Annotated in this window: 14 protein-coding genes; 12 read left to right on the plus strand and 2 right to left on the minus strand. The window is 68.9% G+C overall.

Features of this window, described 5'->3' with window-relative positions; genetic code table 11:
• Positions 1–103 precede the first annotated feature (103 nt).
• Genes AC57B8_RS18035 through AC57B8_RS18060 form a run of 6 tightly spaced genes read left to right on the plus strand, consistent with a single transcriptional unit; the run spans position 104 to position 6813 of the window.
• Positions 104–877: a crotonase/enoyl-CoA hydratase family protein gene (locus AC57B8_RS18035; protein ID WP_496480317.1), complete on the plus strand. Its 774-nt coding sequence runs from the start codon at positions 104–106 to the stop codon at positions 875–877.
• Complete coding sequence (locus AC57B8_RS18040; protein WP_496480318.1) at positions 874–2727, plus strand: feruloyl-CoA synthase; 1854 nt, start codon at positions 874–876, stop codon at positions 2725–2727. The genes AC57B8_RS18035 and AC57B8_RS18040 overlap by 4 nt, the downstream gene beginning before the upstream one ends.
• Positions 2728–2748: 21 nt before the next feature.
• Positions 2749–3513: an SDR family NAD(P)-dependent oxidoreductase gene (locus AC57B8_RS18045; protein WP_062479514.1), complete on the plus strand. Its 765-nt coding sequence runs from the start codon at positions 2749–2751 to the stop codon at positions 3511–3513.
• 34 nt (positions 3514–3547) lie between these two features.
• Positions 3548–4540 carry a Bug family tripartite tricarboxylate transporter substrate binding protein gene (locus tag AC57B8_RS18050; RefSeq protein WP_496480319.1) on the plus strand — a complete coding sequence of 331 codons (993 nt, stop codon included), beginning with the start codon at positions 3548–3550 and terminating at the stop codon, positions 4538–4540.
• Positions 4541–4545: 5 nt separating this feature from the next.
• Positions 4546–6285, plus strand: a complete 1740-nt coding sequence (locus tag AC57B8_RS18055) for an acyl-CoA dehydrogenase family protein (RefSeq protein ID WP_496480320.1) — start codon at positions 4546–4548, stop codon at positions 6283–6285.
• 36 nt (positions 6286–6321) lie between these two features.
• Positions 6322–6813 carry a MarR family winged helix-turn-helix transcriptional regulator gene (locus AC57B8_RS18060; RefSeq protein WP_070061951.1) on the plus strand — a complete coding sequence of 164 codons (492 nt, stop codon included), beginning with the start codon at positions 6322–6324 and terminating at the stop codon, positions 6811–6813.
• A gap of 24 nt (positions 6814–6837) precedes the next feature.
• Here the strand turns inward: AC57B8_RS18060 and AC57B8_RS18065 are convergent, their stop codons facing one another.
• Positions 6838–7491 carry a TetR/AcrR family transcriptional regulator gene (locus tag AC57B8_RS18065; RefSeq protein WP_062479525.1) on the minus strand — a complete coding sequence of 218 codons (654 nt, stop codon included), beginning with the start codon at positions 7489–7491 and terminating at the stop codon, positions 6838–6840.
• 121 nt (positions 7492–7612) lie between these two features.
• Between AC57B8_RS18065 and AC57B8_RS18070 the strand changes: the two genes are divergently transcribed.
• The 5 genes from AC57B8_RS18070 to AC57B8_RS18090 all read left to right on the plus strand — a co-directional run bounded on the left by AC57B8_RS18070 (position 7613) and on the right by AC57B8_RS18090 (position 11064).
• Positions 7613–8056, plus strand: coding sequence for a VOC family protein (locus AC57B8_RS18070; RefSeq protein WP_139699950.1), 444 nt, complete (start codon positions 7613–7615; stop codon positions 8054–8056).
• A 46-nt stretch (positions 8057–8102) separates the two neighbouring features.
• Positions 8103–8630 (plus strand): SRPBCC family protein, encoded by a 528-nt coding sequence (locus AC57B8_RS18075; protein ID WP_496480321.1) that lies wholly within the window; start codon positions 8103–8105, stop codon positions 8628–8630.
• 47 nt (positions 8631–8677) lie between these two features.
• A complete protein-coding gene (locus AC57B8_RS18080; RefSeq protein ID WP_159275417.1) occupies positions 8678–9097 on the plus strand; it encodes a VOC family protein in 420 nt (139 codons plus the stop codon).
• Positions 9098–9152: 55 nt separating this feature from the next.
• Entirely contained in the window at positions 9153–10631 is a 1479-nt protein-coding gene (locus AC57B8_RS18085; protein ID WP_496480322.1) for a DHA2 family efflux MFS transporter permease subunit, read from the plus strand.
• Between the two features lie 70 nt (positions 10632–10701).
• Entirely contained in the window at positions 10702–11064 is a 363-nt protein-coding gene (locus AC57B8_RS18090) for a DUF1428 domain-containing protein (protein ID WP_062479540.1), read from the plus strand.
• Positions 11065–11070: 6 nt separating this feature from the next.
• Here the strand turns inward: AC57B8_RS18090 and AC57B8_RS18095 are convergent, their stop codons facing one another.
• Positions 11071–11829 carry a sulfite exporter TauE/SafE family protein gene (locus tag AC57B8_RS18095; RefSeq protein WP_095951002.1) on the minus strand — a complete coding sequence of 253 codons (759 nt, stop codon included), beginning with the start codon at positions 11827–11829 and terminating at the stop codon, positions 11071–11073.
• Between the two features lie 186 nt (positions 11830–12015).
• On the opposite strand from AC57B8_RS18095, the gene AC57B8_RS18100 reads away from it, so the two are divergent.
• Positions 12016–12798 (plus strand): FadR/GntR family transcriptional regulator, encoded by a 783-nt coding sequence (locus tag AC57B8_RS18100; protein ID WP_496480323.1) that lies wholly within the window; start codon positions 12016–12018, stop codon positions 12796–12798.
• Positions 12799–12909: the final 111 nt, after the last annotated feature.

Consider the following 12909-nt stretch of genomic DNA (forward strand, 5'->3'; position numbering starts at 1 on the left):
TCGTTGTCTCCGGTTCGGGTAAGTCCCTAGGTTTCGGGAGGCTCCAATGCCTTGAATTGATTATTTCTCATAACCATAATCCAACGCAACCCCGCACACCATCATGACCAATCCAGACCTCCACCTCGACATCCGCGACGACGTCGCCATCGTTCGTCTCACGCGCGGCGCCAAGCGCAACGCGCTGTCCGACGGCCTGATCCTCGCGCTGCGCGACACCTTCGAGACGCTGCCCGCCACCGTGCGCGCGGCCGTGCTCGACGGCGAGGGCCCGCATTTCTGCGCCGGCCTGGACCTGAGCGAGCTCAAGGAGCGCGACGCCGGCCAGGGCATGCAGCACTCGCGCCTGTGGCACAGCGCGCTCGACCTGATCCAGCACGGCCCGGTGCCGGTGGTGGCGGCGCTGCACGGCGCGGTGGTCGGCGGCGGGCTCGAGCTGGCCAGCGCCTGCCACATCCGCGTGGCCGACCGCTCCACCTTCTACGCACTGCCCGAAGGCTCGCGCGGCATCTTCGTGGGCGGCGGCGGCTCGGTGCGCATCCCCAAGCTGATCGGCGTGGCCCGCATGACCGACATGATGATGACCGGTCGCGTCTACAACGCCGAAGACGGCGAGCGCGCCAACTTCGCGCAGTACCTGGTCGACGAAGGCTCCGCCTTCGACAAGGCCTTCGAGCTTGCCAAGCGCATCGCCACCAACGCCCCGCTCACCAACTACGCGCTGATGCACGCGCTGCCGCGCATCTCGGAGCAGTCGGCCGACCACGGCTTCTTCACCGAGGCGTTGATGTCGGGCATCGTCCAGGCCGCGCCCGAGGCCAAGGAACGCGTGCGCGACTTCCTCGAAGGCCGTGGCGCCAAGGTGAGCAAGGGATGACCGCCGTCCGCTACCGCCCGCTGGCCTTCGGCGTGACGCGCGCGGTGCTGCGCGACGGCGCGCCGGGCACGCGCTACCTCACGGCCGAAGCGCCGCTGCAGGCCTACCGCGAGCGCATGACCGACCGGCTCGCGCACTGGGCGCAGGTGGCGCCCGATCGCACCTTCATCGCGCGCCGCGAGCGCCTGCCCGACGGCCGCACCGGCGACTGGCTGCGCGTGAGCTATGCGCAGGCGCTGGAAGAAGCGCGCGGCATCGGACAAGCCCTGCTCGACCGCGGCCTGAACGCCGAGCGCCCGGTCGTGATCCTCAGCGAGAACGGCATCGAGCACGCGCTGCTCGCGCTGGGCTGCCTCTACGCCGGCGTGCCCTACTGCCCCGTGTCGCCGCCCTATGCGATCGTGAGCCAGGACTACGACAAGCTGCGCCACGTCATCGACACGCTCACGCCCGGCCTGGTGTTTGCCGCCGACGCCGCGCGCTTCGCCAAGGCCATCGCGGCCACCGTGCCCGCCGGCACCGAGGTCGTGCTCGCCGAAGGCACGCTCGAAGGCCGCGCCACCACGCGCTTCGACGTGCTCGCCGCCACGCCGGCCACGCCCGCCATCGACGCGGCGATGCAGGCCACCGGCCCCGACACCATCACCAAGTTTCTTTTCACCTCGGGCTCGACCAAGATGCCCAAGGCGGTGATCAACACGCACCGCATGTGGTGCGCCAACCAGCAGCAGCTGCGCCAGTCGATTCCCGCGCTGGGCGACGAGCCGCCCGTGCTGGTCGACTGGCTGCCCTGGAACCACACCTTCGGCGGCAACCACAACGTGGGCATCGTGCTGGACAACGGCGGCACGCTGTTCATCGACGACGGCAAGCCCACGCCCGCCGGCATGGCCGAGACGCTGCGCAACCTGCGCGAGATCGCGCCCACCATCTACTTCAACGTGCCCACCGGCTTCGAGGCCATCGCCAACGCGATGGAAAGCGACGCCGTGCTGCGCCGCAACCTGCTGTCGCGCGTGAAGATGTTCTTCTACTCGGGCGCGGCACTCGCACAGCCCGTGTGGGACAGCCTGCACCGCACGCAGGAATCGGAAGTCGGCGAGCGCATCGTGATGGGCACCGGCCTGGGCATGACCGAGTCGGGCCCCTTCGCGCTGTACGTGACCGGCCCCGACGTGAAGTCGGGCGACGTGGGCCTGCCGGCCGCCGGCATCGAGCTCAAGCTGATCGAGGTCGACGGCAAGACCGAGGTGCGCTACCGCGGCCCCAACATCACGCCCGGCTACTGGCGCGCGCCCGAGGCCACGGCCGAGGCCTTCGACGACGAAGGCTTCTTCTCCACCGGCGACGCGGTGAAGTGGATCGACGACGGCGACATCCACCGCGGCCTGCGCTTCGACGGCCGCATCGCCGAAGACTTCAAGCTCGCCACCGGCACCTTCGTGAGCGTGGGCCCGCTGCGCGCGAAGATCATCGCGGCCGGCTCGCCCTACGTGCAGGACGCGGTGCTCACGGGCATCAACCTGAAGGAGGTCGGCGCGCTGATCTTCCCGACGCAGAAGGTGCGCCAGCTCGCCGACCTGCCTGCCGATGCCCCGCTGCAGCAGGTGCTCGAAAGCGCTCCCGTGCAGGCGCACTTCCAGCAGGTGGTGGACACGCTCGCGGCCGGCGCCACCGGCAGCGCCAACCGCATCGCGCGGCTGCACCTGATGGCCGAGCCGCCCTCGATCGACAAGGGCGAAGTGACCGACAAGGGCTCCATCAACCAGCGCGCCGTGCTCAAGCACCGCGCCGCACTGGCCGACGCGCTGCACGCCGACACGCTGCCTTTCACGCTCAAGCCCCGCTAACCCCATCCAGGAGACACACCCATGAAGATCGAAGGACAAGCCGCACTCGTCACCGGCGGCGCCTCGGGCCTCGGCGAGGCCACCGCGCGCGAACTCGCGCGCCTGGGCGCCAAGGTCGCGGTGCTCGACCGCAATGCAGCCCTCGCCGAAAAAGTGGCCGCAGAAATCGGCGGCGTCGCCTGCGTCTGCGACATCACCGACACCGACAGCGTGAACGCCGCGCTCGACAAGGCGCAGGCCGCGCACGGCCCCGCGCGCATTTTGATGAACGTGGCCGGTATCGGCAGCGCCAAGCGCATCGTCGGCAAGGACGGCAACCCGGCGCCGCTCGAAGACTTCGTGCGCGTGGTCAACATCAACCTCATCGGCGGCTACAACATGGCGCGCCTCTTTGCGGCGCGCTGCGCGAAGCTCGACGCGCTCGACAACGGCGAAAAGGGCGTGATGCTCTTCACCGCCTCGGTCGCGGCCTTCGACGGCCAGGTGGGCCAGCAGGCCTACAGCGCCTCGAAGGGCGGCCTCGTCGGCATGACCCTGCCGATGGCGCGCGACCTCGCGCAGCACGCCATCCGCGTGTGCACCGTGGCGCCGGGCCTCTTCGCCACGCCGCTGCTGCTGGAGCTGCCCGAGCCGGTGCAGCACTCGCTGGCCGCGTCGATCCCGTTCCCGCCGCGCCTGGGCAAGCCGTCGGAATTCGCCGAGCTGGCCTGCCACATCGTGACCAACGGCCACTTGAACGGCGAAGTGATTCGCCTCGACGGCGCCTTGCGCATGGCGCCGCGCTGATTCCCGCCCCCGCAGACAACCAGGAGACAAGACCATGACCACCCGACGCCAATTCACGGCGGCGCTCGGCGGCACCGCCGCGCTCGCCGCATTGCATCCCCTTGCCGCACTCGCCCAGGCGGTGCAGCAGCAGGTGAAGATCTACTACGGCTTCCCGGCCGGCAGCGCGGGCGACAGCGTGGCCCGCCGCGTGGCCGACAAGCTGGGCAACACGCCCTTCACCGCCACCAACCCGGTGGTCGAGAACAAGCCCGGCGCGGGCGGGCGCATCGCACTCGACACGCTCAAGACCTCGCCGGCCGACGGTTCGGTGCTGTGTCTCGCGCAGGCCTCGGCGCTGTCGATCTACCCGCACATCTACACCAAGCTCAGCTACGCCATCCCCGACTTCGCGCCCATCTCCATCGGTGCCGTGATGACGCACGGCCTGGCCGTCGGCCCGATGGTGCCGGCCAGCGTGAAGACGCTGAAGGACTACATCGCCTGGGCCAAGGCCAACCCCGGCCAGGCCAGCTACGGCTCGCCGGGTGCGGGCTCCACGCCGCACTTCCTGGGCGCGCTGCTGGGCCTGAGCACCGGCACCGACCTGCGCCACGTGCCCTACCGCGGCTCGCTGCCCGGCATCAACGACGTGGTGGGCGGCCAGATCGCCTCGTGCCTGACGCCCGCCGGCGACTGCCTGCCCTTCGTCAAGGCCGGCAAGCTGCGCGTGCTCGCCACCTCGGGTGCGCAGCGCCCGGCCTACCTGCCCGACGTGCCGACCTTCACCGAGCAGGGCTTCCCCGAGATCGTGGCCGACGAGTGGTTCGGTTTCTTCGCACCGGCGAAGACGCCGGCCGCGACCATCGCCGTCGCGAGCACCGCGATCCAGGCCGCGCTGAAGGACAAGGCCGTGGCCGACGGCCTGCTGTCGGTGGGCCTGATCGCGCACGGCTCCTCGCCCGAGGAGATGAAGAAGTCGCTGCAGTCCGAGTACGAACGCTGGGGCCCGCTGGTCAAGAAGATCGGCTTCACCGCCGAGTCCTGAACCCCATGCATTACCAGCCTCGCCCCGAAGACGTCCGCTTCCTGTTGAACGCGGTGCTCGATGCGCCCACGCGCCTGCGCGCACTCGCGCCCTTCGCGGAGGTCGACGAGCCGCTGCAGTCGCAGGTGCTCGAAGAAGCCGCACGCTTCGTCGGCGAGGTGATCGCGCCGCTGAACCGCGAGGGCGACGAGGTCGGCTGCCACTTCGAGGGCGGCGAGGTCGTCACGCCACCGGGCTTTCGCGCGGCCTACCAGGCCTTCGTGGACGGCGGCTGGCCGGCGCTCTCCGCCGCCACCGAAGACGGCGGCCAGGGCCTGCCGGCGGTGCTCGAGGCCATCCTCTACGAATGGCTCAGCGCCGCGAACCACGGCTTCACCATGGCGCCGGGGCTGCTGCACGGCGCATACGCCTGCCTCAAGCACCACGGCAGCGACGAATTGAAGGCGCGTTATTTGCAGAAGATCGCGACCGGCGAATGGCTCGCGACCATGTGCCTCACCGAAGCGCATGCCGGCAGCGACCTCGGCCAGGTGCGCACGCGCGCCACGGCGCAGGCCGACGGCAGCGTGCGCGTGAACGGCGGCAAGATCTTCATTTCGGGCGGCGAGCACGACCTCACGCCGAACATCGTGCACCTCGTGCTGTGCCGTTTGCCCGATGCACCGGCGGGGCCCAAGGGCCTGTCGCTGGCGCTCGTGCCGAAGCGGCTGCCCGACGGTGCGCGCAACGCCGTGCACTGCGAGCGCATCGAAGAAAAGATGGGCCTGCACGGCAGCCCGACCTGCACGATGCGCTTCGACAACGCCACCGGCTGGCTGGTCGGTGAGCCCGGTCGCGGGCTGGCCGCGATGTTCGTGATGATGAATGCGGCGCGCCTGCACGTGGCGCTGCAGGGCATCGGCCTGCTCGACGCCGCCTGGCAGAAGGCCGACGCCTACGCCGCCGAGCGCCGCCAGATGCGCGCACCCGGCGCCGCGCCCGCCAGCCGCGGCACGGAGGCAGCCGACCTGATCGCCGAGCACCCGGCCGTGCGCCGCATCCTCGACACCCAACGCGCCTGGATCGAGGGCTCGCGCGCGCTGGCCTACCGCAGCGCGCTGATGCTCGACGTCGCCACGCACGACAGCGACCCCAAGGCCCGCGAGCGCGCGCAGCGCTGGTGCTCGCTGGTCACGCCGGTGCTCAAGGCTGCCTGCACGCACCAGGCCTTCCACGGCGCGAGCGACTGCCTGCAGGTGTTCGGCGGCCACGGCTACGTGCTCGAATGGGGCGTCGAGCAGGTGGTGCGCGACGCGCGCGTGACCATGATCTACGAGGGCACCAACGAGATCCAGGCCATCGACCTGCTGGTGCGCAAGGTGCTGCCCGACGGCGGTGCGGCGCTGTCGGCCGTGCTGCTCGAGTTGCGCGACACGCTCGACGCCTCGCGCGAGGCCGATGCCGACGTGCAGCGCCGGCTGGCGCAACTGCGCTACCTCGGCACCACGGTGGCGATGGCGGCGCACGCCAACCCCGTGCTGCCTTACGAGGTGGCGGACGACTTCCTGCGCGTGACCGCGCTCACGCTGATGGCGTGGGCCTGGGCCCGCATCGAGGTGGCCGCGCCCGCCGATGCGGATCGCCTTCGCGCCGCGGCGGCCTTCCGGCGCTGGGTGCTGCCCGAGTTCGAGATGCGCCTGGGCATCGTCAAGCGGGCTTGTGAGGGTGTCGCACTGGCGCATTCCGCACAAGAGGCGTCACGCTAGTTGTTCGAGAAAGCAACGCGCGGTTACGCTCGCCGCATGCCTCCTCCCGCGAAAACACCGTCCGCCAAAACCGAATCCGCCGCCCTGCCGTCCCCCCGCACGGACCGGCTCGACGCCCGCGTGCTCGAAGGGCTGGTCGGCTACAACGCCCGGCGCGCCTGGCTGATCGTGAGCACCGTGTTCGCCGACCGCATGGCGCCCTACGGCCTCAAGCAGATCGACTTCTCGGTGCTCTCGCTGCTGGCGCACAACCCGGGCGCCACCTCGCGGCAGCTGTGCAACACGCTGGACATCCTGCCGCCCAACCTCGTGAGCCTGGTGGCCACGCTGGACGGCCGCGGCCTCATCGAACGCCGCCCGCATCCGCACGACGGCCGCGCGGTCGGCCTGCACCTCACGCCGGCCGGCGAGACGCTGATCCGCGAGGCCGAGCAGGCCGTGGTGCAACTGGAAACCGAAGCCAGCAGCCGCCTGAGCACGCGCGAGCGCGAGACGCTCATCAAGCTGCTGCAGAAGATCTATCTCTGAGACCGGAGCGCGGCGACGCTGCGGCTACAGGCCGCGTTCCACCATGTCGATGAGGCGCTGCCCAAGCGCATGCGTGGCCGTTGCGTCGACCCCGCGCAGCGGGCCGTCGATGATGAGCAACGCCAGCCCGTGCACCGCCGACCACGCGAGGTATTCGGCGCCCGGGCGCCGCGCCGGGTCGAGCAGGCCCGCGTCCACGAGCCGGTCGACGGCCGCGCCCAGCAACTCGAACGGGTTCATGCCGCTGGCGCCCGCGCCGTCGGGACCGACGTCGCCCTGCGCGTCTTCCGACACCACGAAGGCCGTGCGAAACAGCCCCGGCTGCGCCTGCGCAAAGCGCAGATAAGCGGTGCCGATGGCGCGCACCTGCGCGCGCGCGAAGTCGGCGGGCGGCTGGTCGCAGGGCAGCACGGCGAGTTCGCCCTCCATCGCCTTGGCCGCCTCCGACAGCGCCGCGGCACGCACCGCCAGCAGCAGGTCGTGCCGGCTGGCGAAGTGGCGATACGCCGCGTTCGGCACCACGCCCACGCGGCGCGTGGCCTCGCGCAGCACCACGGCACTGGGGCCCCCGTCCCGTGCCAGTTCGATGCCCGCATCCAGCAACGCACGGCGCAGGTCGCCGTGGCGGTAGGTGCTGCGCGCGGGCGGCAGGCTTTCGGGAACGTTGTTGAGCTTCATCGTGACTCCATGTGGACACTGTCCATTATCTCTGCTATTCTTTGTGGACGGTGTACACAAAGTAATTCCATTGTTTTCGCGCAGACCCGTTGTGCCCGTGAACCAACCGAAAGGAAACGCCATGAAAGTCCAGTCTTACCTGTCCTTCGAAGGTCGTTGCGACGAAGCGATTGCCTTCTACAAGAAGGCGCTCGGCGCCGAAGTCGTGCAGCTGATGCGCTACAGCGAGGCGCCGGCCACCGGCGGCCCCGAGGGCAATCCCGACGCCGGCTGCGCCGGCGGCATGCCCGGCCCTGACAAAGTGATGCATTCGGTCTTGCGCATCGGCCAGACCGAGCTCATGCTGTCCGACGGACGCTGCTCCGGCCAGGCCGAGTTCAAGGGAATCATGCTGTCGCTGTCGGCCGACAGCGACGCCGACGCCCGCAAGTGGTTCGACGCACTGGCCGATGGCGGCCAGGTGATGCAGCCGCTGATCCCGACCTTCTTCACCACCAGCTTCGGCATGCTCAGCGACCGCTTCGGCGTGGGCTGGCTGCTGGTCGCAGACCCGGCCGCCGCGTGATGCGCGAGGGCTCGTTCTTCACTCTTCCCACACGCTTTTTTTCATCATGCTCAAGACCATCGTCCTCGCCGTCCTCGCGCTGATTGCCGCACTGCTCATCTACGGCGCCACGCGGCCCGACAGCTTTCGCGTCGAGCGCACCACGCGCATCGAGGCGCCGGCCGAAAAAATCTTTCCGCTGATCGACGACTTCCACCGCTGGAGCGCGTGGTCGCCCTACGAGAAGCTCGACCCGGCCATGAAGCGCACCTACGGCGGCGCCGCCAGCGGCAAGGGCGCGACCTACGCCTGGGAAGGCAACAGCAAGGCGGGTGCGGGCACGATGGAAATCACCGAGTCGCAGCCGGCGTCGAAGGTTGCGATCAAGCTCGACTTCGTGAAGCCCTTCGAAGGCCACAACACGGCCGAGTTCACGCTGCAGCCGCAGGGCGGCGCCACGCAGGTCACCTGGGCCATGTACGGCCCCACCCCCTACATGGCCAAGCTCATGGGCATCTTCTTCGACATGGACCAGATGATCGGCAAGGACTTCGAGGCGGGCCTGGCCAATCTGAAGAGCGCAACCGAAAAGTAAACGCCTCCTCCCCTCATCGACTCACCTCAATCACTCAAGGAACTCACATGTCCCCCATCAACGCTTACCTCACGTTCGACGGCAACGCCGCCGAGGCCATGCGCTTTTACGAGAAGACGCTGCGCGGCACCATGCAGATGATGATGACCGTCGGCGAAGCGCCCGACACCGAGCAGATGCCGGCCGAGGCCAAGAAGCGGATCATGCATGCGTCGCTCACCTACGGCGACGGCATCCTCATGGCCTCCGACACCATGCCGGGCCAGCCCTTCGAAGGCATGAAGGGCTTCGGCGTGGCGCTCACGCTCGACACCGTGGCCGAGGCGCGGCGCATCTTCGACGCCTTCGCCGACGGCGGCTCGGTCGGCATGCCGTTCGAGAAGACCTTCTGGGTCGAAGGCTTCGGCATGGTGACCGACCGCTTCGGCACGCCGTGGCTCATCAACGGCGGCAAAGCGCTGGTCTGAGCGCGGAGCCGCCTCTCTTTCTCTACTTTTCCCTTCTTCGCAGGAAGCACCTTCCATGACCGAAACCCTCGACAACCGAAAGCGCTGGCTCGCCCTGATGGTGCTGTGCCTGGGCGTGCTGATGATCGTGCTGGACACCACGATCGTGAACGTGGCGTTGCCTTCGATCCGCACCGACCTCGGCTTTTCCGAGACGTCTTTGGTCTGGGTGGTGAACGCCTACATGCTGACCTTCGGCGGCTTCCTGCTGCTGGGCGGGCGGCTGGGCGACCTGTACGGCCACCGCCGCGTGTTCCTCGCGGGCCTGGTGCTGTTCACGCTGGCCTCGCTGGCCTGCGGGGTCTCGACCTCGCAGGGCCTGCTGGTGGCGGCGCGCGCGGTGCAGGGCCTGGGCGGCGCGGTGGTGTCGGCCGTGTCGCTCTCGCTCATCATGAACCTGTTCACCGAGCCGGCCGACCGCGCCAAGGCGATGGGCGTGTACGGCTTCGTGTGCGCGGGCGGCGGCAGCATCGGCGTGCTGCTGGGCGGGCTGCTCACGAGCACGCTGAGCTGGCACTGGATCTTCCTGGTCAACCTGCCGATCGGCGTGGCGGTGTATGCGCTGTGCGTGGCGCTGCTGCCCAATGCACGCGGCCATGCGCATGGCGAGAAGCTCGACGTGGCCGGCGCCATCACCGTCACCTCGTCGCTGATGCTCGCGGTGTACGGCGTGGTCAACGGCAACGAGGCGGGCTGGGGCTCCACGCAGACGATGGGGCTGCTGGGCGCGGCCGTGGTGCTGCTGGCCGTCTTCATCGCCATCGAGGCGCGCGTGCAGCATCCGCTGATGCCGCTGGGCCTGTTCAAGCTGCGCAGCGTGTCGGTGGCCAACGTGGTGGGCGTGCTGTGGGCCGCGGCCATGTTCGCGTGGTTCTTCATCTCGGCGCTGTACATGCAGTTGGTGCTGCAGTACACGCCGATGCAGATCGGGCTGGCCTTCCTGCCGGCCAACGTGATCATGGCGGTGTTCTCGCTCGGCCTCTCCGCAAAGATCGTGATGCGCTTCGGCATCCGCAAGCCGCTGGCGGCGGGCCTGTGGCTCGCGGCCCTCGGGCTGGCGCTGTTCGCGCGCGCGCCGGTCAACGGCAGCTTCGTGCTCGACGTGCTGCCCGGCATGGTGCTGCTCGGCCTGGGCGCGGGCATGGCCTTCAACCCGGTGCTGCTGGCGGCCATGAGCGAGGTCGACCCGGCCGACTCGGGCCTGGCCTCGGGCGTGGTCAACACCGCCTTCATGATGGGCGGCGCCCTGGGCCTGGCCGTGCTGGCCAGCGCCGCGGCGGCACGCACCACCGCCATGGCCACCGCCGGCGCACAGACGCCGCTGGCGCTCACCGGTGGCTACAACCTGGCCTTCCTGGTCGGCGCCGTGTTCGCGGCGGCGGCGGGTCTGATCGGGGTCCTGCTGCTTCGCCCGGCCTTGCCGGGACACACCCAAAACAACCACAGCGAAGCAGCGTCGGCCCCAGGCGCGGCGGGCGAGACGGCGTCGTCGTGAACGCGACGCCGCCATGCAGCCCCCGCTTTTCTTTCTTCAACGGTTCTATCCCCTATTCAGGAGAACAGACATGGCTCGTTATGTAGACGGATTCATCGTCGCCATTCCCACCAAGAACGTCGAGGCCTACCGCAAGCTCGCACGCAAGGCCGGCAAGGTCTGGATGGAGTACGGCGCGCTCGAGTACGTAGAGTGCATCGCCGACGACGTGAAGCCCGGCAAGCTCACCTCGTTCCCCCAAAGCGTGAAGCTCAAGGCCGACGAGACCGTGGCCTTCTCGTGGATCACCTACAAGTCGCGCAAGCACCGCGACACGATCAACAAGAAGGTCATGGCCGACCCGCGCCTGGAGGCCATGATGGACATGAAGAACCTGCCGTTCGACGGCAAACGCATGATCTTCGGCGGCTTCAAAAGTATTGTGGAACTCTGAACATGCTCAGGCCAGGAAGCCGTCGTAGACGAGCTTCAGGCCTGTCAGCAGCATGCCCAGATAGACGAAGCGATAGAACCACGTCGCATCGATGCGGCGTGCGATGCGGATGCCGATCCACACGCCCAGCGGTGCGATCGGCATCAGCACGAGCGAGGTGGCCAGCGTGCGAAAGTCGAGCAGGCCGAGCCACGCGTAGGGAATCCACTTGCTGAGATTCACCACGAAGAAGAAGTAGGCCATGGTCGCCGTGAACACCACGGGCTTGAGCTTCAGCGGGATCACGTAGGCATTGATCGGCGGCCCGCCCGCATGCGCGATGAAGCTGGTGAAGCCCGACACGGTCGTCAACACCGCGCCCACCGCGCGCGACGGCAGCGGGTCGTTGGGCTTGGGCGGGAACAGCAGGCGCTGCGCCAAAAACACCAGCGTGAACACACCCACGATGCCCGCCACCGTGTGGGCCGACAGCACGCGAAACAGCAGCGTGCCGATCACCGTGCCGACCAGCCCGAACGGAACCAGGAACTTGAGCAGCGAGCGGTCGAAGTCGCGCCGGAACGCGGCCAGGCCGAGCAGGTCCATGAGCAGCAACAGCGGCATCAGGATCGCCGCCGCCTGCGGCACGGTGACGGCCAGCGCCATCATCGGCACGGCCAGCGACCCGAAACCGGCGCCGAAGCCGCTCTTGCTGATGCCGAGCAGCAGCACGGCGGGGACGGCGACCGCGTAGAACGACGGGTCGGTGATGAGGGGAAAAACCATGGGGAAACCAGCAGCGCAGAAAAAAGCCCGCCAGGGGCAGGCGGGCCGTCCGGGAGCGTAGCAGGAAGCCCGGTTTCCTGCCGGCGGCCCGCCCCGACCACGCCCCGCTCCCCCCTCACGGGACAACCCGCTTGACAGCGTTTTCGAGATTTATGACATTTATGATCATAAATAGACGGAACGCAGATGCCCCCTTCCCAACCCAAGCCTTCGCTCACGCGCGACAAGCGCGTGAAGCGTTCCGACCAGGTGGTCGACAACATCAAGCGCTGGGTCGTGCAGACCCAGCAGCAAGTCGGCAACAAGCTGCCGCAGGAGAAAGAGCTGATCGAGCAGCTCGGCGTGTCGCGCGGCACGGTGCGCGAGGCGCTGGCCGCGCTGCAGGTGCAGGGGCTGGTCGCGATCAGCACCGGCCCCAACGGCGGCGCCACGCTCACGCAGGCCTCGTACGCGCAGTGCCTGCAGGCGGTGTCGAACTTCCTGTACTTCCAGCCGGTCGACATCACGATGCTGTACGCGCTGCGGCGCGTGGTCGAGCCCGAGCTGGCCGCCAACGTGGCCACGCGCCTCACCGAAGAAGACCTGACCGCGCTCGAGGCGCTGATCGGCCACAGCCACCCGGCGCACGGCGGCAGCGCCGACTGGAACGAGCGCCGCGAGGCCGACCTGCTGTTCCATGACCGCCTGGCCGAGGCCTGCAGCAGCCCCTTCCTGGCGCTGGTGTGCCGCCTGCTCAACGACGTGATCCGCCGCGTGATCATCGTGCGCAACGCGCTCACCGAGTTCGACCAGTTCGACGAGGAGATCGTCGACAGCCACACCGAGCTGCTCGACGCGCTGCGCGCCCGCGACCCCGCGCGCGCGCGCGAGGTCATGCGCGTGCACATGGAACACGCCGAAGCCCTGGCCCTGGAGGCCGAATCCCGCGTCGACCGCGGCAGCCTGCTCATGAAGAAACCGACCGGCTGAGGCCTGCGCGGCGTGGGCTGACCCGCCGCCCTCTTCCCCCCTGCTCTCTCTTGCCTTCACCCCGGTCGCTCCGGGGTGCGGGATTTCCTTTGCCTGAACTTTCCTCGAGAC

This window comes from Variovorax sp. BGA-UO-ETr-C22 (genome assembly GCF_059567965.1).

Bases quoted from the DNA above. Each gene is read 5' to 3' on its own strand.
- AC57B8_RS18100 (WP_496480323.1), top strand. From the start codon at position 12,016: ATGCCCCCTTCCCAACCCAAGCCTTCGCTCACGCGCGACAAGCGCGTG.
- AC57B8_RS18070 (WP_139699950.1), top strand. From the start codon at position 7,613: ATGAAAGTCCAGTCTTACCTGTCCTTCGAAGGTCGTTGCGACGAAGCG.
- AC57B8_RS18035 (WP_496480317.1), top strand. From the start codon at position 104: ATGACCAATCCAGACCTCCACCTCGACATCCGCGACGACGTCGCCATC.
- AC57B8_RS18085 (WP_496480322.1), top strand. From the start codon at position 9,153: ATGACCGAAACCCTCGACAACCGAAAGCGCTGGCTCGCCCTGATGGTG.
- AC57B8_RS18055 (WP_496480320.1), top strand. From the start codon at position 4,546: ATGCATTACCAGCCTCGCCCCGAAGACGTCCGCTTCCTGTTGAACGCG.
- AC57B8_RS18045 (WP_062479514.1), top strand. From the start codon at position 2,749: ATGAAGATCGAAGGACAAGCCGCACTCGTCACCGGCGGCGCCTCGGGC.
- AC57B8_RS18075 (WP_496480321.1), top strand. From the start codon at position 8,103: ATGCTCAAGACCATCGTCCTCGCCGTCCTCGCGCTGATTGCCGCACTG.
- AC57B8_RS18080 (WP_159275417.1), top strand. From the start codon at position 8,678: ATGTCCCCCATCAACGCTTACCTCACGTTCGACGGCAACGCCGCCGAG.
- AC57B8_RS18060 (WP_070061951.1), top strand. From the start codon at position 6,322: ATGCCTCCTCCCGCGAAAACACCGTCCGCCAAAACCGAATCCGCCGCC.
- AC57B8_RS18065 (WP_062479525.1), bottom strand. From the start codon at position 7,491: ATGAAGCTCAACAACGTTCCCGAAAGCCTGCCGCCCGCGCGCAGCACC.
- AC57B8_RS18090 (WP_062479540.1), top strand. From the start codon at position 10,702: ATGGCTCGTTATGTAGACGGATTCATCGTCGCCATTCCCACCAAGAAC.
- AC57B8_RS18095 (WP_095951002.1), bottom strand. From the start codon at position 11,829: ATGGTTTTTCCCCTCATCACCGACCCGTCGTTCTACGCGGTCGCCGTC.
- AC57B8_RS18040 (WP_496480318.1), top strand. From the start codon at position 874: ATGACCGCCGTCCGCTACCGCCCGCTGGCCTTCGGCGTGACGCGCGCG.
- AC57B8_RS18050 (WP_496480319.1), top strand. From the start codon at position 3,548: ATGACCACCCGACGCCAATTCACGGCGGCGCTCGGCGGCACCGCCGCG.